At 65.8% G+C, this 17,097-nt stretch carries 16 protein-coding genes; 5 read left to right on the top strand and 11 right to left on the bottom strand.

Translation table 11 applies throughout. From position 1 onward, the window contains the following. The first annotated feature begins 15 nt into the window (after positions 1-15). From ACOGXQ_RS04625 to ACOGXQ_RS04635, 3 genes are all read left to right on the top strand, one after another. Complete coding sequence (locus tag ACOGXQ_RS04625; RefSeq protein WP_419946274.1) at positions 16-576, top strand: RloB family protein; 561 nt, start codon at positions 16-18, stop codon at positions 574-576. A gap of 194 nt (positions 577-770) precedes the next feature. Next, positions 771-1,352, top strand: coding sequence for a helix-turn-helix domain-containing protein (locus ACOGXQ_RS04630; protein ID WP_419946275.1), 582 nt, complete (start codon positions 771-773; stop codon positions 1,350-1,352). A 48-nt stretch (positions 1,353-1,400) separates the two neighbouring features. After that, the gene (locus ACOGXQ_RS04635) at positions 1,401-2,420 is read left to right on the top strand and encodes an ATP-binding protein (protein ID WP_419946276.1); all 1,020 of its coding nucleotides are present in this window, start codon (positions 1,401-1,403) and stop codon (positions 2,418-2,420) included. Positions 2,421-2,956: 536 nt separating this feature from the next. On the opposite strand, the gene pdxT is transcribed toward ACOGXQ_RS04635, so the two are convergent. The 3 genes from pdxT to ACOGXQ_RS04650 form a co-directional block, all read right to left on the bottom strand. Continuing rightward, positions 2,957-3,616, bottom strand: coding sequence for a pyridoxal 5'-phosphate synthase glutaminase subunit PdxT (gene pdxT, locus ACOGXQ_RS04640; protein ID WP_419947337.1), 660 nt, complete (start codon positions 3,614-3,616; stop codon positions 2,957-2,959). A 130-nt stretch (positions 3,617-3,746) separates the two neighbouring features. Then, positions 3,747-4,694: a pyridoxal 5'-phosphate synthase lyase subunit PdxS gene (pdxS, locus tag ACOGXQ_RS04645; RefSeq protein ID WP_419947338.1), complete on the bottom strand. Its 948-nt coding sequence runs from the start codon at positions 4,692-4,694 to the stop codon at positions 3,747-3,749. Between the two features lie 49 nt (positions 4,695-4,743). Beyond that, positions 4,744-5,550, bottom strand: a complete 807-nt coding sequence (locus ACOGXQ_RS04650; protein WP_419946277.1) for a hypothetical protein — start codon at positions 5,548-5,550, stop codon at positions 4,744-4,746. A 93-nt stretch (positions 5,551-5,643) separates the two neighbouring features. On the opposite strand from ACOGXQ_RS04650, the gene ACOGXQ_RS04655 reads away from it, so the two are divergent. Next, positions 5,644-5,871, top strand: coding sequence for a hypothetical protein (locus tag ACOGXQ_RS04655; protein WP_419946278.1), 228 nt, complete (start codon positions 5,644-5,646; stop codon positions 5,869-5,871). A gap of 1,271 nt (positions 5,872-7,142) precedes the next feature. Here ACOGXQ_RS04655 and ACOGXQ_RS04660 read toward each other — a convergent pair. The 5 genes from ACOGXQ_RS04660 to ACOGXQ_RS04680 all read right to left on the bottom strand — a co-directional run bounded on the left by ACOGXQ_RS04660 (position 7,143) and on the right by ACOGXQ_RS04680 (position 11,666). Continuing rightward, a complete protein-coding gene (locus tag ACOGXQ_RS04660) occupies positions 7,143-7,985 on the bottom strand; it encodes a hypothetical protein (RefSeq protein WP_419946279.1) in 843 nt (280 codons plus the stop codon). A gap of 991 nt (positions 7,986-8,976) precedes the next feature. Continuing rightward, positions 8,977-9,405 (bottom strand): hypothetical protein, encoded by a 429-nt coding sequence (locus tag ACOGXQ_RS04665; RefSeq protein WP_419946280.1) that lies wholly within the window; start codon positions 9,403-9,405, stop codon positions 8,977-8,979. A 309-nt stretch (positions 9,406-9,714) separates the two neighbouring features. Beyond that, entirely contained in the window at positions 9,715-10,305 is a 591-nt protein-coding gene (locus tag ACOGXQ_RS04670; RefSeq protein ID WP_419946281.1) for a hypothetical protein, read from the bottom strand. Beyond that, the gene (locus ACOGXQ_RS04675; RefSeq protein WP_419946282.1) at positions 10,302-11,177 is read right to left on the bottom strand and encodes a hypothetical protein; all 876 of its coding nucleotides are present in this window, start codon (positions 11,175-11,177) and stop codon (positions 10,302-10,304) included. Before ACOGXQ_RS04675 ends, ACOGXQ_RS04670 begins: the two co-directional genes overlap by 4 nt. A 3-nt stretch (positions 11,178-11,180) precedes the next feature. Next, positions 11,181-11,666, bottom strand: a complete 486-nt coding sequence (locus ACOGXQ_RS04680; RefSeq protein ID WP_419946283.1) for a beta-propeller domain-containing protein — start codon at positions 11,664-11,666, stop codon at positions 11,181-11,183. A 705-nt stretch (positions 11,667-12,371) separates the two neighbouring features. Here ACOGXQ_RS04680 and ACOGXQ_RS04685 point away from each other — a divergent pair. Then, positions 12,372-13,337: a transposase gene (locus ACOGXQ_RS04685; protein WP_419946284.1), complete on the top strand. Its 966-nt coding sequence runs from the start codon at positions 12,372-12,374 to the stop codon at positions 13,335-13,337. Positions 13,338-13,555: 218 nt separating this feature from the next. Here the strand turns inward: ACOGXQ_RS04685 and ACOGXQ_RS04690 are convergent, their stop codons facing one another. From ACOGXQ_RS04690 to ACOGXQ_RS04700, 3 genes are all read right to left on the bottom strand, one after another. Continuing rightward, positions 13,556-14,062 carry a hypothetical protein gene (locus tag ACOGXQ_RS04690; RefSeq protein ID WP_419946285.1) on the bottom strand — a complete coding sequence of 169 codons (507 nt, stop codon included), beginning with the start codon at positions 14,060-14,062 and terminating at the stop codon, positions 13,556-13,558. Positions 14,063-14,992: 930 nt separating this feature from the next. Continuing rightward, entirely contained in the window at positions 14,993-16,072 is a 1,080-nt protein-coding gene (locus ACOGXQ_RS04695; protein ID WP_419946286.1) for a glycosyltransferase family 4 protein, read from the bottom strand. Between the two features lie 99 nt (positions 16,073-16,171). Beyond that, positions 16,172-17,026: a phosphatidylinositol mannoside acyltransferase gene (locus ACOGXQ_RS04700; RefSeq protein WP_419946287.1), complete on the bottom strand. Its 855-nt coding sequence runs from the start codon at positions 17,024-17,026 to the stop codon at positions 16,172-16,174. Positions 17,027-17,097 lie beyond the last annotated feature (71 nt).

Genomic DNA, 17,097 nt, shown 5'->3' on the forward strand with positions numbered 1-17,097 from the left:
TACTGCGAGGGCGAAGTGACCGAACCGATGTACTTCAATGCGCTTGCCGCGCTGCCCGAGACTCGACGAACAGCGGCGCTGGACATCCGCGGTCTGGGCTACGGCCCCCGCCGACTGGTGACCGAAGCCCAAAACGCACAACGCCAGGACGCCGAAGCCAAATCTCGGCAGGTCGAGTACTGGTGCGTCTTCGACGTGGAGGCTCCTGAGCCGCACCACGGACTCAACGACGCGATTCAGATGGCCCGTGACAATGGCATCCACATAGCGGTCTCGAACCCATGCTTTGAGCTGTGGCTCATCCTCCACTATGCCGAACACTCACGTTGGCTCGACACATCAGAGGCCCGAAGCAAGCGCCGACGACTCGACGGCTCGGAGGGCCAAGGCCTCGATACACGCGAGTACATGCAACGCCGCGACACGGCCTCTCGCAGAGCGCTGCGACTTGCGGAAATGCATGAGCGGGACGGAACCGGATTCCCCGACGGCAACCCCTCATCGAGTGTCCACCGCATCGTCCAAGCAATCGAATCGCCAGACCATGAGACCACGGATGCCAATCCGGCGCAGTGACTGAGCATTGGCCCGGCCCCGCCGACCGCGGCGTCGGCCTCGGCTTCCCCACCGCCCGCCGACGCACCGCGAGGACGCCACGCACCCAGCACCCTTTGCGGAAATTTCCGCAAACTTTCCGCATTGCCTGACATAACAGCGTTACTTGTGCACAAAATTTCTGCAATGTGCGCATTTTCGCTAAAGTGGGTGCTGTGAATACTGGAACTGATGGGCACACTGCCGCATCCGCAGAGCTGCAAGCGGAAGTGGACACCGTCGTGCCGCAGCTTCGGGCGGCCGCAACCGATCTCGAATCGGTGGAAGTCAAGTCTGCGGCGGGAGGCTTTCCCGACAGCGTGTTGAAATCCATCTCGGCGTTCTCGAATGGCCGAGGGGGACTGCTCATCTTCGGACTGAGCGACGCCGATTTCCTGCCGACGCCTATTGACATTGCCAAGCTCGCTGCGGATTTGGCTTCGGCCTGCTCGGACGACCTTGAGCCCAAGGTGCGGCCGACCGTCGGCATCTGCCATGTCGACGGCAACCCAGTGGTTGCAGCCCGTGTCCCGCCGCTGGGGCACCAACACCGGCCCTGCTATGTCCGGGTCGAGGGCATGAACCAGGGTTCCTACGTCCGGGTTCATGACGGCAACCGGCGCCTGACGGACTACGAGATACATGTGATGGTGTCGGGCCGCGGTCAGCCGACCGACGACGCGAAGCCAGTCGACGGCGCCCGCCTGGAGCATCTGGACGATGCGCTCGTGAGCGACCTGCTGAGACGGCTTCGCTAGCGGCGCGGCGAGATCTTCACCCATCTCGCTGATCACGACGTGCTGCACATGCTCGGCGTGCTGACCGATCAGCAGCCCGACTCATCGGTCACGCTCGCAGGCTTGCTCGCACTCGGCCGCTACCCGCAACAGTTCGTGCCCCAACTGGCCGCCTCATTCATCGTGCTGCCGACGATGGACGGGTCTGCCCTAGCGGACGGAACGCGCTTCATCGACAACCAGCCGCTCGACGGGCCAATACCTGCGATCGTGGCGCAGGCAGTGTCGGCGATGCAGCGCAACATGCGCCGGCGGTCAGTCGTGGAAGGCGCCGGTCGCCAGGACATCTGGGACTACCCGACGGAGGCCATCCGCGAGATTGTCGCCAATGCACTGATGCACCGCGACTACCACCCCGCCACACAGGGCACCCAGGTGCGCATCTCTCTTTATCCCGATCGATTCGAGGTCGCCAGCCCCGGCGGCTTGCACGGCATCCACGCAGGACGCACCGATGTCGCGCAGCTCATCGACTCGAGCATCAACAGCACCCGCAATGCGCTGCTTGCACGACTGCTCGAAGATGTGGTCATCCCGGGCACCGGCAGGCCTGTGTGCGAAAACCGGGGTTCGGGACTGCGTGCGGCGGTGCAGGCTCTCGACCGGGTGGGGACAGGACGGCCTGAACTGGACGACCGAGTACGAGAGCTGGTCGTCACCGTTCGTGACCAGTGCTTCCGCCCCGGCGTCTCGGCGCTCGGCGATGGCGATCGGCTCGCTGGCAGGTTCGATCACGATCCATGGGCACCACCGCCGAAGCCGGATGCCCGGCAGCAGGCTCAATTGCAGCCGCTGTATGAGGGCACCCCGGCCGAGGTCATCCAGCTGCTTCAGGCTGGCCCACTCAGCAGCGTCGACCTCGCAGCAGCGCTCGGCACCTCGAAACAGACGGTGCTGAACTGGCTCCGCCGCCTCAGGGACGACGAGATCGTGGCACCCACCCGCGCCGACCCGCGCACTCGCGGCAACAAGTGGATGCTCGTCTCGCGGTTCCACCCGCATGTGCCCGACCAGTCTGCACAGATATGACCGAAACTGACGAGCTGCGATGGGAGCCGTATCCCCTACGAGAGCTCCGGCGCGATAACGTCATCTTCTTGTCCTCAAGCAGCATGTGGCGCATCCCCGCGAGGCCTGCGCCGACAAAGGCGAGGGGCCGCTGCTCGCGCTTGGTGATGTGCTGCACATCAGATGACAGACGCCGGAGTTCTTCGAGGTTGCCGCTGTGCAACTCGTCGATCGTCAACAGGACCGCCGAGCCATTCGCCGCGGCATGTTCCGCCAGAGTCGTCAACTGCCGGCGAATGCCCCACTTCGGCTCAATGGCTCGCACCACCTGTCGCTGCCACTCAGCGCCCAGAACACGCACCCCTTTCGTCGTCGCCTCGGTTCCGCCCCGTGGCGCCGAGGCCAAAGACTCGTCTTCGTCGCGGACCCACTCGATGCGTTCCTCGAGCCGTTCCGTGATGTTGGGAGTGCTCGCATCCAAGGGCAGGACCAGCCACCCAGCGTTGCAGGCAACGTCCTCGATCATGTTGAGCGTCACCGCGGAGTCACATGCCGATTCACATGATGTGAGCTTCACAGGAATCCGAAGCGACGACCATGTCCAGGAACATGCGGTGGATGCGGTCGTCAGCAGTCAGTTCGGGATGGAAACTCGAAACCAGGATCGGGCCGGACCGACACAGCACCGGCATGTCGCCTCGATGCTGTTCGTGCCGTTCGCTGCCCGAAGCCCCGTGCGAGGCCGAACCCGTGCTCATCGTCGCGAGCACTTCGACGCCAGTGCCGGTTCGCTCCACCCACGGGGCCCGAATGAACACTGCGTGAAACGGCGCGTCGAGTCCTTCGGCGTCGAGAACGGCCTCGAAGCTGGCGGCTTGGCGGCCGAAGGCATTGCGCCGAACTGAGATGTCAATGGCGCTGAAGCACCGCTGGTCCTCCCGTCCGTCCAGCACTTCAGCAGCGAGCAGGATCATGCCGGCGCACGTGCCGAACGCGGGCAGGCCGTCCGCCAGACGCTCCGCCAGCGGATCGAACAGCCCGCTTGTGCCGAGCAGGTGCGACATCGTGGTCGATTCGCCGCCGGGGATCACGACAGCGCCGACACCATCGAGATCAGACGGCACGCGCACCTCCACCGCCCGCGCCCCGAGACGCCGGAATGCGCCGAGGTGCTCAGCGGCGGCACCCTGCAGCGCCACGACGCCGACCAGCGGCAGCCCGTCGATGACGGTCACCACATCGCTATTCGGCGGCGCGCCGCCATTGCAGCCCGCTCTTGCCCCCATAGCTCATGCGATTGGGCTCACAGGCCGTTCGGGCCACGGCTTCACCATCCGGCTCAGCCTCTTACCAGCCGCGTTCGGCGAGCTTGGTCTCGAGGCTCTCCATCTCGAGACCCGGCATTGCACTGCCGAGACCTTGGCTGACCTTGGCCACCACCGACGGATCCCGGTAGTGCGTCGTGGCCTCGACGATCGCCGCGGCCCTCGGCGCCGGGTCCTCGCTCTTGAAGATGCCCGACCCGACGAACACCGCCTCGGCGCCCAACTGCATCACGAGCGACGCATCGGCCGGTGTGGCGATGCCGCCGGCGCAGAACAACGGCACCGGCAGGCGGCCCGTCTCGGCGATCTCCTGCACCAGCCCGAGGGGCGACTGCAGCTGCTTCGCCCAGTCGAACAGCTCGGCGGAGTCGGCCTGGGTGATCTTGCGGATGTCGCCGGTGATGGCCCGCAGGTGCCGCACCGCCTCGATGATGTTGCCGGTGCCGGCTTCGCCCTTGGAGCGGATCATGCAGGCGCCCTCGGAGATGCGCCGCAGCGCTTCGCCCAGGTTGGTGGCCCCGCACACGAACGGCACGGTGAACGCCCACTTGTCGATGTGATGGGCTTCGTCGGCGGGAGTGAGCACCTCGGATTCGTCGATGTAGTCGACGTCGAGCGACTCGAGGATCTGCGCCTCCGCGAAATGGCCAATGCGGGCCTTGGCCATCACCGGGATGGTCACCGCAGCCTGGATGCCCTCGATCATCGCAGGATCGCTCATGCGTGCCACACCGCCGTCGCGCCGGATGTCTGCCGGCACACGCTCGAGCGCCATGACGGCGACAGCGCCGGCGTCCTCGGCGATCTTGGCGTGCTCACCGGTGACGACGTCCATGATGACGCCGCCGCGGAGCATGTCGGCGAGTCCGCGCTTGACCAGAACGGTTCCGACCAGTTGGGTCTCTGCTGGCTGCGAATCGGAAGCTGTCGAGGCGCCAGATTGGTCCGTCGGTGTGGAGCCTGAAGTCATGGACCCAGAATTCATGAACCCAGTGTAGGGAGCGGCCCTCGCGCTGTCCTCAGAATTCCCGCAGAACGGCGACCCGTGTCTCGAGATCGGCCCGGTAGTCGGGCAGCTCGTCGGGCTGCCGGGCGTCGGCGGCCCGCGGGTCGGCCAGCCACAGCGGCCATGTCGCCTTCGGGGTGGACATGCTCACCCCAACACCCGACATCGTCTCGAGCGCATCGGCGAGGCCCGGCGGGTAGCGGGTGAGCTTCACGGCCTCCGCATCGTCATCGAAGTCGCTGCCGGTACTGGCCTCTCGTTCGAGCCGAACCTGCACCAACGGCCACAGCGATCGCCACAGCAGCGCCGGCAATCCCACCGTGGTCACCGCAGTGGTCAGGTACGCGATGCGGCCGTCGCGCACTTGGGTCAGCAGCCGCGCGATCACGGCCTCGAACTCGATGCGACCCAGCTCGTCCAGCAGCCCCTGGGTGACGACGACCGTCGTGCGGTCCGGCCGACGGCCGAATGCCGACGCATTTGCAACCGCCGCCGGGTGGATGACGAGCGTCGGGCGCTCCACACCGACGAGCAGGCAGATGCCGTCGACGATGTTCGCCAGCCGGGGCTCGTCAGCGGGACCGCACTGAGTCGAGCCGGCGGGAACCATCACCGACCGCAGACGGCGCTCACCGACACCCAGCCAGAACATGGCCAGCCCGCATGCGGCGACCAGCGCAATCGGCATCGCCCACCAACCCAGCGACGTGAACAGGGCGCAGAGCAGGCCAGCGATCGCTCCGGCTATGAGATGGACCGCCCAGAGCTCGACGAGCAGCTTGTCGGCTCGACTGCGGTAGATGGCGAACAGCGGATCCACCGCTGCATTCAACCGCCCGCGCTCGCCGGCAACACCTCCCTCTCTGCAGAAAAGGATTTCGCTGACGATCACGCGCTGCAGTACCGTGTTGTCGTGCCAGATGACGAAGCACCCGATTCCCTGCCGTCGGCCGGCGAAGCACTCGATGCAGCGTTCGAGGTCCAGAGGGCAGCACTGCAACGGGTCGAGGCATCACAGAGCGGTCTTGAGGCATCGCAGCGCGGTCTTGAGGCATCGCAGCGCGAAGTTGCCGAGACGCTGACCGGCCATACCGAGCTGCTGGTGGGAATAGCCGAGAAGCTGGACGAGCTCAGCGCATGACGAAGGCGCGCTCGTACATGTCGCCGTAGATCTCGGCCGTAGACATCTGCTCGGCACGCTGGTGTCCGGCGCTTTTAGCACTGCCTGGTCGCCGGTGCGAACCACGTTGCGGAACCGGGCAGGTCAGTGGGACGACCAGCGCTGGTTGCCACCCCTTCCAGCAACACCACTCATCATGCGCTCCGTGCCCGCTCGCTCTTGCATGTCGTGGGCACTGCCACGGCGTCAACGCAGGCAGCGACACCGATTTCGTCTCAGTCATGACGCGACAGCCCGGTGCCGACCGCCCCAGCGAACACCTCAGAGGTCATTCGCTTTGTCGAGGACCTGCCGTCAGCGCCTTCGTCGCCGCCGCGCCTGACGATTGCCTGCGGCCGGTGCAAACTCGCCGGATTGTGCCGGCTCAGAAGGCACTGGATCGGGGGTACGAGTCAGCGTGGCCCAGTCCATGAGTTCCAGGTGCGACCTCAGGCACCGTTGGGCTATGGCCTGTAGGTGCTCGTCGCGCACGCCTCTGTTACTGGACTCGGCTATGGCGCAGACGGCCGCCAGTGCGCGCGGAGCAAGCAAGGCGCTGTAGGTGCCTTGTGAACGCTCCATAAAGCGGTCCCAAGAGCTGCGGTGGAGTGTCCGGTGACAATCCTCAGCGGTCAGATTGGCACCGGCTGGGGCATTTGCGACCGCGTCTGCAGCGAGGCGGTACCTCCAATAGGCACGTGAGATCGGCGGGTCGATTGCAACGCGGTAGAGGCGACGAATATGCGGTAGGCCGCCCAGCCGACGTAGCAGATTTCTCGTGGCCCTATCGAGCGTTTCTGACGCGGAATTGGGCATCGAGGCGGGGTCGGTCGACAGCACCTTGGGGTTGACTCGTGCGTTGAACGCGACGTCAGGCGGGTTCGGGAATGTGTCCGCCCTCAGCCAAGCGATGTGACATATGTACCACCAAGGACTCGATAGGGCTTGTTGCGGTGTAACGGCCTCAAGCTGCAGTCCGACGTGGCGCTCCCACTCGAAGTTGCTGGTCAGCATCTCGTCGGCCGTAACCCCCTGCAGTGGCGGCACCTCCTCCAGGAGCTCAGGCGCAGCACCAAGCTTCTGTCGCAGGAGAGTGGCCAGTCGATCTGACGATGTAGCCGCTGCGACAAGCTCCTGCTGACGTTGGATGAGCGTTGGCGCAGGGTTCTTGGACCTCTTCTGCTCTACGAGTGACTGCTGCCATTCGCTGAAGCTGCGCTCCACGTGTCCGGGAACGATGTAGCCGTTCGCGTTCACGCCGCGTCGCCTTCGGTGTCGAACTTGATCAAGTCCTCGCCGAGCAGCACCGTGGCGGCCCTCAAAGGGTCGTAATCTTCATCACCTGGTGCTGGACACTCTGGGTCTAGAGCCTTGATCTTGGCCTCCAGCTGATAGCCGATCTGCTCTTTCTGCTCACTGCTGACATCGTCCTCCCCGTCGCCGCTGCCAGCGAACGCGCTTCGTTGCTTCGCATCAGCCAGAGCCGACGCCCACGCAGCGAGCATGACGGTCTTGGCCGCAGGCTGACCTTCGTTTTGCTGACACTCGGCCAGGTCATCAGGGTGCATGACGATCTCATAGATGGGATGGGCGTATCGGCATCGCATTTCAAATCTGCGCAGGGCTCTGTCCGGGACGAACCGGAGCAGACTCATTTGCGGCGATGTCAGTTCTGCATGCTGGCCTCGAGCGAGCCATTGACCGGCTTGCACCTCGACGATGTCCCCGAGCCCTTGCCAAGCTGGGCTGAGGTGAGCTACCGGCAGCGTGCAGTCGCGGACGGCGATGAGGCCCGGGCGAGCCTGGGCACCATCCTTGGCGAATGTCGCGGCGTCGAGATCAAGAGTGTGAGTCCGGGTGCCTTCAGGTGCTCGCTCCAAGCTGCTCCTGAACGTGGCTGAGGAAACGATCTCAACAGCAAAGCGCGCGGCGCCACTGGCGACCAACGCGTCCAGCCCATCCGCTCCCTCAAGGACGTGATGCGCGGTGATGGCCTGCCCATTGCGCACCGTCGTCATGTTGCAGCGATATCTGGCCTCGGGCCAGTCGCGCGACAGGGCATCGACACGGTCATCGAGCACTGGAACGATGCTCATGCGCGCCTGCTCACTATCGCCGTCACAGCTTCCCAGCCCGGTGGAACATCTCGCACCTCAACACGGATGGTGCCTTGACCCGCGGCTACCTTCAGTTCCTCAGCCCATTCGTCATCATCGCCACCTTCGGGCCGAATCAGCAGTGCCCGGTCGGGGGCCGGCCTGCGGTCCGACGGTTGTGAACCGGATCCCACGACAACCGACACACCGACGTTAGATGGCCGACGACTCTCGCCCGTGAAATCCCATTCCACGACCGCGTCCGTGCCGTTCACCGGAACTAGCGATCGCCGTACTCCTTCGACACTGCCGGGTCGCCACGACTGTGGCCTTACTGGACGGGGGCCCGGACCAGGACCGGGACCGGGACCAGGACCAGGACCGGGACCTGGTGGTGCCGGCCCAGGTTCCGGCTCCGGCTGGGGCAGCGGCGGCTGCGGTGATGCGGGCTGAGGCGGACGCCGCCGCGGCGGTGCCGGTTCGATCTTGCTCGGCATGTCTTCGGCATCGAAGATGCGCAGCACGTCGGGTACCCATTCGTCGGTTTCTAGCTCGCCCACGGCCTCTTTGAGAGCGTCCTGCACTGCCTGTAAGCCCTGCTGGGTCAACGCGCCATAGTTTCCCGGCGCTTGCGAGACTTTGATCTCAAGGTGCGAATCGGTCTCGCACTCCTTGATGGCGGCAGCTAGCCCTGATTATTCACGTGTCTGGTGTTCGGGGCTGTTGGGGTCCGCGGAAAAGCCCCTCTGACCTGCGACGATGCATGTCCGCAAAGAACGCATCAGCGGGTTCAGGGGGGCATCTCCGAGGTGAAGTCTATCAGTGTCACAAACGCGCGTCTGGCAGGTGGCGGAGACCGGGTCGTGTGGGGCGCGGGACTGTTCGCTTTGGGCGGCTTCGCGGACCGTGTCGGGCTGACCGGCGCGCTGTCGGCGGCGGTGCCAAGAGGGGGGAAGCGCGCCCCGGTCCATGACCGGGGCGCGGTGCTGGTTCACGCGTTGTTGATGCAGGCTGCTGGCGGGGAGGCGTGCAGCGACATCGAGTGTCTGCGCGCCCAGCCGGAGATGTTCGGGGACGTGGCGTCGGATTCGACGCTGTGGCGCACCTTGGTCGGGCTGAACGCGCAGGGCGCGGCGGCGCTGCTGGGGGCACCGGCGCCGGTGCGAACGACATCGCCGATCATCTCGAAGTGCTCGACGCAGCCGTGGGGGTGCTGCCCCCGTCGACGCGGCAGGCCACCGCGACGGCGACGACGGCAGCCTCGCGGAACGCCCCGCTGGTGGTGCGCATCGACGCCGCTGGGTGCTCGCCCGAGCTGGCCAAGAGCCTGAGGAACCGCAACATCGGCTATGTCGTCAACATCGGCTATGTCGTCTCGGCGCGCAAGACGCCGGGCGTTGAACTCGACGGGGCTGGGCATCGGGCCTCGCTGATCATTGCAGCGCTGCAGAGCGCGCATCTGGTTCTGGGCCGGTCGCCGCACAAGCCGGGCAACGAGGCTGAAGTCACCATAGCCGTCCGCCCCGCGGCACACGAACCGGTTCGCACGCGACGGCGGAGACGAGAGGCGCCCCGGGGCGCCGTCGTCGTCGGTCTCTGGCCGGTCAGGCGGGCAGGGCGCCCGAACGATTCAGGTCAACGGCGCAGCTCAGAAGCCGCGCGCGTGGGTCATGCCGCCCACGGACAGCTCGTCCCGCTGCCTGCCCCGCTCAGAAGCCGCGCGCGTGGGTCATGCCGGGGCCGGCGGCTGCATCGAAGGCACCGAGGGAGGCGGCGGTCCTGAGGGGATCGCAGGGGCAGACGGATCGTGCGCGAGATACCGGACCAGTCCGACGGTCGCGACGGTCAGCAGCGCCAGCATCACGCACACACCCGCAACAGTTCTCGCCAAGTACAGCCGCCCCCGAACCAGCGAGATCCGCTGCAGCCGCGCGTGCCTGTGGCGAAAACCGCTCCATGCACTAAATGTGACACGGACGCGCTGTCCTTCTTGGATGGCATGGAATCGTTCCATTTCCGGCATTATCACCAGATAAACCAACCCAAGCATCACCGGAAGAGCATATCCGTAATACACCCATTCGCTCATGTCGCTCGCTCGTGCGGTGAGTCGAGCTAGCAATATCGCAAAAGAGATTGAAGCGATGATCACAGCTATAACCCTGAGTTGCAAGAGAGCTGCCACGGGAGGCTCAAGTAGCGCTGCCAGCTTTGCTAACCGTGTATCGTCCGAATATGGCGTGTCAACCACCGACCCATCGTGGTCTTCCACGTCGGCGGTGGACTCATCGGGGCCTGCCATGCCGCCGGTGTCAGTCATTCTCCGTAGACCTGAATAGTCAAAGAACCGTCCGGGATGAACACGCGCTTGCTGGGTGAGCCAGTCTCTATGATCCAGTGATCTTTGCCGTGATCATAGAGAACCGATGACGGGGCGGCATCAAAGAAGTCATTGATCGCGTCCACGAGACAAACACTTCCTGCAAGAATCGCGACAGTCGGAACATATGGTGCGGTAGTTCCAAGGCTAGGAACCGTACTCCCAATTGTTACTACAATAGCTGCGGCGCTGAGAATGACACAGCCCACCTCAAAGAGCCTGTCGTGCAAATGCCTGTGCAATTCGAGATATCGCCCGCAGCGGCGTCGTTCGGCAAGTTCGTACTCGACGGGCCGCGTGGTGAAGCGGTCGGAGGAGGTGTACGTCGAGTGCCAGATCCATCCGGTCAGGATCTCGCCGTCCTTGGTGTCCAAGGAATCCTCCAGATACCTCCAGCTCCCCGTCCAACTCCGAGTGGACTCCACCCACTCCCAATCGTAGATCCAGTGGGCATTGAAGAATCTCAGCGCCGGATCCGTCTCTGAATAGTAGCGGTTGCCTCCGGCGTAGCTCCGATTCCCGAGACCCACCCTGGTCCGGCTGACGACATATCTTTCCTTGTAGCAGGTGCTGATGCGAGGCTCAGATCCAATGTGCTTGGCGGCCCTGTCGGACGGATCCGCTGATTGCCCAGAATCGGGAACGCTGCCGCTGCGAGTCGACGCATCGTAGGCACCCGCCGCGCCCGCGGCGGAAGCGACCAAGACGAACGCCGCGGCAACCACCGGCATGCAGAAGCCTGCAGCCCTCCTGCCGACGGCATGGCCGCCGATGTTGTAGAGATGCCGATGTTGTAGAGATATTGTCTTCATCGTTCACTGCAGCCCTCCTGCCGACAGCATGGCCCCGGCCATGCTGGTCCCCTTGCGGCCAAGCCGTGTGCATCGTAGCGTAGCCGAACTGGCTGGGCACCACGACCGAGAACCTCGTGGCGCCGCCCGCGATGGACGCGAACTCGCGGAAGTCAGGCATGCTGCTGCGCCTGGAGACCACCTCGGCGTCGGCGGTGTCGAACAGCGACACCTGCGTGCCGAGCGTCCGGCTCTCATCGGCTGCTTCTTGGCCGGCACCGTCACGAAGCTCTCGGATTCGGGACCGCTCTCTGTGCGCCACGGTTGCCACGCCGGAGCGGTGGTGGTCGCAATTCTCAGGTGACCCTCGTGCTCGGACATCGCGTACTGGTTGAGCACGGTGCCGGTCACCGACGCGGATCCAACATAGGTGTTCGCCGCCCCCCTGTGATGCCGAACTTGCGGTGCTGCCAGAAGAATCACTGAGCGATGAGCGCGGCAGCCAGTCATCGGACGGTCGTGCCAGCCATGAGATCCCGGTTCGCTCCCGTCGCTCGTTCAATGACATCCCGCCCCCGACAGCGTGGGGTCTAGCAGGCTGCTGAAATATGCAGGTCTGGCCGGAAACGCAAGCCCCTGACCTGCGGGTTTGCAACTGGACACCGCCTGAAAATCGACTTTTTCAGCATCCTGCTAGATGGTTAGTTCCAAGGGGTTAGCCCTGATTATTCACGAGTCTGGTGTTCGGGGCTGTTGGGGTCCGCGGAAAAGCCCCTCTGACCTGTGACGATGCATGTCTGCAAGGAACGCATCGGCGGGTTCAGGGGGGCATCTCCGAGGTGAAGTCTATCAGTGTCACGAACGCGCGTCTGGCAGGCGGCGGGGACCGGGTCGTGTGGGGCGCGGGACTGTTCGCTTTGGGCGGCTTCGCGGACGGTGTCGGGCTGACCGGCGCGCTGTCGGCGGCGGTGCCATGGTGGGGGGAGCGCGCTCCGGTCCATGACCGGGGCGCGGTGCTGGTGCACGCGTTGTTGACGGTGGCTGCTGGCGGGGAGGCGTGCAGCGACATCGAGCATCTGCGCGCCCAGCGGGAGCTGTTCGGCGGTGTGGCGTCGGACTCGACGCTGTACCGCACGATCACCGGGCTGGGCGCAAACGGCCCCGAGGCGTTGCTGGGCGCCGCAGCGCAGGTGCGCGAATCGGTGTGGGCCGGCCGTGACCGCAGCGGCCCGTTGGTGGCCGGCATCGACTCCACGCTGGCGGGTGGTCCACTCGGAGAACAAAGCCGGCGCGGCGCCGCATTACAAGCGCGGCTACGGGTTTCATCCGATGATCTGCTCCACCGCGGACGGGGAGCCGTTGTGGGTCAAGCTGCGGGCGGGCAACGCCGCCGCGAACAGCATCGCCGATCGTCTCGAAGTGCTCGACGCGGCCGTGGGGACGCTGCCCGAGCGCGACGCGGCAGGCCACCGCGAAGGCGACGACAAAGAGCTCGCAGAGCGCCCGCTGGTGGTGCGCATCGACGCCGGCGGCTGCTCAGCGACGCTCGCGGCGGGACTCGCGAAGCGCAACGTCGGGTTCGCGGTCTCAGCGCGTTCCGCGCCGGCGATCGCCGCAGCGATCGGCCGCTGCGTGGGCGAGCCGGGCCGCTGGCACAACAGCCCCGAACGGTCCAAGCAGCGCAAACGCAGCCGCGCTCAGGTCGCGGACCTCACCGACCTCGCCGACCTGTCGGGGTGGCCTGAGGGGACACGGCTGGTGGTGCGCCGCGAGCCGCGGCACCCCGGCGCGCAGCGAAGCCTGTTCGAAAGCGACAACTTCCGCTGCTGGGGGTTCTACAGCGACCAGCAAGGCGACACCGCGCAGCTCGACCGCCTGATGCGCTCGCACGCCGACGCCGTGCGCCGCCTCAAGGACAGCGGCCTGTCGCGCATGGCGTTCACCGCGTGGAACGCGAACAGCGCATGGGCCGCCATGCGCATGACCAGCCTCGCGCTCGTGGGATGGTTCCAGAACGCCTGCCTCCAAGGCGCCCTCGCCAAAGCTGCGCCCAAACGGCTCCGCCGGCAGATGTGGCACCTGCCAGCGCTCGTGTGCACCAGCGCACGGCGCACCCTGCTGCGCCTGCCCGAACAGCACCCCGGCACCCGAGCGCTGCTCGCCATCGCACACCCCCGCTGACCCCCTCCGCGCACCCAGCCAGCACAGCTCCCCGCCCAGCGGGGCAGCCCCGCCGCGCCCGAACACACACCCGGCCCGCCCCAACGCCCCAACCGCAGCCATCAACGCACCCACGACGCACCCACCAGCACCCCAAAACGCCCAGACCGCAAAAGCGAGCAAAGAACACGCCCAAAAGAGGCTCAACAGAACTCTCGTGAACAATCAGGGCTAGCTACCTAGTCCGTACACGAGCACGGCACGCGGAGATCGATGCCGTCCGAAGTACAACCGTTCGTGTTCAAGAGGTCGCTGCTCGCCGCGCGACGCATGATGCTCTCGTAGTCGGTGTCATGAAACATGCCGATGCGGCCATCTTGATTCGTCGACGGTCGACCGTACGCTTCCTCGAGGCGCGACCACCAACGAATGTCCACCGGCGTGCCCTCGACTTCGTCGTCTCGGCCGTTCATCTGGGCGGCAAGGCGCGCGAGCGCTGCGGGCCCCTTCAGGAAGCAATAGACGCAGTTACCAGCTCCGTCGGGAATGCCTAGGTCATAGGGTCGGCTCGACCAGAAGTGTCGTACGTGTTCCTCGGTGACGCCGGCGTCGCTCAACGGGCCATACACCAGCTCCCCCAGCGGGTTGAATGCGGTCGCGGCAATGCGTGCCAGCAGCGCCCTCAGCCATGAGTGACCGCCACATCGCAGTCCGTACTCGTTCAGCCTCGTCCGCTCGCAAGCCAAGCACCGATACGAATCGCTGTGCATTTCCGAAGCGGCCCCAAATGTCAGCCCAGCCCCGGGGACCGCCTACCGGACGCTTCAAGTCCACCGAAGTGAAGTCCTGCCAATCCTGCTGTGGACGCGCCCACGGTTCAGCACATGCCGCCCGAAGGCGCGATTCGCGCTCCTTGCGATCCAGCAGTCCCCTGTAGCGATCTGCCACAACGGCAGCGGTGGCCAAGGAGGTATCCCGATGATGCCCCTGTCTCGCCGGCCCGGGCCCGCCGTACAGCCATTCAGCGACAAGATCGTGTCCGGGTCGAACCTTCAATTCTGTCGTGCACATGCGCCGCCACCTCGACGGCAAACGAGTCCACGACACCATTTCTTCGAATGCTTCCCCCCGGGAACGGTAACCGGGCCAGCGTGGATCATCTCGATCGTCGGCTGGATCCCGACGAACCAACCTGAAGGTCCGCGAACGGGTGTAGCCGGATCGTGTCGCTACCTCGACCGCGCACCCTTCGTACCACAGGCACGGTACGCCGAAGCGAGTCTCGATCTCCTCGCACACACTTCGAGCGAACTCATAGGTACCTGGATGCTCAGCCGTCGTGTTTGCAAACAGCACCACATCACCGCGGTCGTGCTGGAGGACTCCGTCCTTCGCGAGCTGCAACACCAACATCGCTGAGCTGCGACCGCCTGAGAAGCGCACAACGTGAGGAAGTTGCTCATGACCGGCTTCCCGGTATGGCAGATGCGACGGGTCGAGTGCAGCAGTCACCGTTCGGACACGCAGTACTCAGGCATGCGAATGCTGAGCGTACCTACCCACCGCCAGCCCTACCCGCCCAGCGCAACTGGCCCATCCTCGCGCGGCAACACACGGCGACCACAACCAGTTGCCGCTCACTCCGATGCGGGAAGCGTCCTATTGGACGAGCGGCGTTACTTGGCGGTGCGTCGTGCGATCGCGCGCTCGTACATGTCGAGGTAGATCTCGGCCAACCGGGCCATGGAGAACTGCTCGGCACGCTGACGTCCGGCGGCGACGAGATCGGCTGCGTGATCGGGGCGCTGCAGCACGCGCAGCAATGCGTCGGCCAGCGCGGCCGCATCGCCCGGCGGCACCAGGTCCGCCTCGTCCCCGATGCGGGCCACGTTGCGGTAGCCGGGCAGGTCGCTGGCGACCACCGGCGTCCAGGCCGCCATCGCTTCCAGCAGCACCACACCGAAGCTCTCGCCGTGCAATGACGGGACGCAGACCGCATCGGCGCCCTTGATGCGCGCCAGCTTCTCGGCTTCGCTGACCCTGCCCAGCCACTCGATGCGGGTGTCGCGCTGGTAGCGGCGCTGCAACTCCTCGGTCTGGGGACCGCGCGACATGACCCACAGCCGGATTCCCTCGGGCAGCCGCGCCATGGCGTCCAGCAGCACGGTGAGGCCCTTGCGGGGCTCATGACGTCCGATGTAGGCGATAGTCGGCGCCGCGCTGAGCACCGGTTCCACGCTGTCGAAGTGATCCAGCTCGACGCCGTTGAAGACCAGCTCGTACTCGCCGCCCAGACCGTCGCGGGCCATCTTGGCGGCGTCTGCGGACACTGCCGCCCGCACGTCGACTCGCGATGCCAGCCACTGGGTTCCCGGCACCAGGTAGGCGAGGCTGCCCCCCGCTGCATGCCAAGTGCCGACGATGGGCGCCGAATTCAGGAACAGCGCCGTCTGCGTCGGCCCTGGGCACAGGGGCTCATGGAGATGCAGGACGTCGAATTCCTCGTCCCGCAATGCCCGGACCGTGCGCAGTGTGCAGGCGAAGTCGGGTGCGATCGGAGCAGTCGATCCGTTCGCGAACGTGGGAATACTGGCGCCTAGGGGCGTGACCCCGGTCTGCGGGGGGGCGCCGTCGCACGGGGCCAGCACCCGCGTCTCGTGGCCATGGCCAGCCAGCGCGCGGGCAAGACCCAGCACCTGTACCTGCACGCCGCCCGGACTGGTCAGGCTGTACGGCGAGATGATCCCGATTCTCACGGACCGTGCCTCATGGGCCGAACCTCACAGACGATCCACGCAGGGATTTCCTCTGCTGACGCGACGCTAGGCGCGCCGATGCGTCGGAGGAAAGGGCAATCAGTCTGACGGCCAATTCGGGCCGAACAGATGCCACTGGTGCGGCTCTTCGGCGATGAGGGCAGCCAGCTCGTCGGCGAGTTGCTGCGTCACGCTTGCGATGTCTTCTCTCAGACGGCTGTGCCGGGTGACATCGAGCGGCGGGCGCACCGTGCCGAGGTGCCGGCCGCCGGGCCTGAAGTACACCGCCGTGGGCAGCAGGGCTGCACCGGAGCGCAGTGCCAGCATCGCAGGGCCGGCCGGCAGCGTCGTGCGCTCATCCCCGAAGGTGACCTCGACGCCGTCCCCGCTCAGGTCACGGTCGCACAGGAGGCAGACGATCTCGTTTCGTCGCAGCGCCCCGAGCACTTCGCGGCCCGCGTCGGGACCCAACGGCACCACCCGCATGCCCAGCCGCTCGCGGAACCGGACGAACCACTCAAAGAGTTCCGGCGGATCGAGGGGTTCCACCACGACCGTGATCGGCAGCCGGTTGACCGTCGCCATCCAGAATCCAGCCCACTCCCAGCCGCCTAGGTGCGGCAGCGCCAAGATGACGCCGTTGCCCCGCTCGAGCGCCTCTTCCACATGGAAATACGCCGGTACGTCGATGCCGCGATCCAACGTCACCGATTCCAGCGCCGGAAGCCGGAACGACTCGATCCAGTAGCGGGCGTAGGAGCTGAACGCACACACCGTCGCTCGCTGGATGGCTTGCTCGTCGAACGGCTGAGACGCAGGGTCGCCTGTCCGGCTCGCCTTCCAGCGCAGCGCTCTCGCCTGGTGCCGCCGGACCATCGCCGCCTTCGTCGGCATCAGCCGGGCCAGCGCCGGTCCCGCCAGCGTGGCCACACGCTCGCCCAGCCGCAGCGGCACCAGCCGGGCCGCAGCCGAGCCCAGTTGGTAGCCTAGGACTATTGCTTTGTCCCGCCCTCGCGGGCGACGAG

It is taken from the genome of Candidatus Poriferisodalis sp., assembly GCF_965208485.1.
Lineage (GTDB): Bacteria > Actinomycetota > Acidimicrobiia > Acidimicrobiales > Poriferisodalaceae > Poriferisodalis.

Coding starts and splice junctions, on each gene's coding strand:
- ACOGXQ_RS04635 (WP_419946276.1), top strand. CDS start 1,401: ATGCTCGGCGTGCTGACCGATCAGCAGCCCGACTCATCGGTCACGCTC.
- pdxS (WP_419947338.1), bottom strand. CDS start 4,694: ATGACTTCAGGCTCCACACCGACGGACCAATCTGGCGCCTCGACAGCT.
- ACOGXQ_RS04660 (WP_419946279.1), bottom strand. CDS start 7,985: ATGAGCATCGTTCCAGTGCTCGATGACCGTGTCGATGCCCTGTCGCGC.
- ACOGXQ_RS04665 (WP_419946280.1), bottom strand. CDS start 9,405: ATGCCCAGCCCCGTCGAGTTCAACGCCCGGCGTCTTGCGCGCCGAGAC.
- ACOGXQ_RS04670 (WP_419946281.1), bottom strand. CDS start 10,305: ATGACTGACACCGGCGGCATGGCAGGCCCCGATGAGTCCACCGCCGAC.
- ACOGXQ_RS04675 (WP_419946282.1), bottom strand. CDS start 11,177: ATGAAGACAATATCTCTACAACATCGGCATCTCTACAACATCGGCGGC.
- ACOGXQ_RS04680 (WP_419946283.1), bottom strand. CDS start 11,666: ATGACTGGCTGCCGCGCTCATCGCTCAGTGATTCTTCTGGCAGCACCG.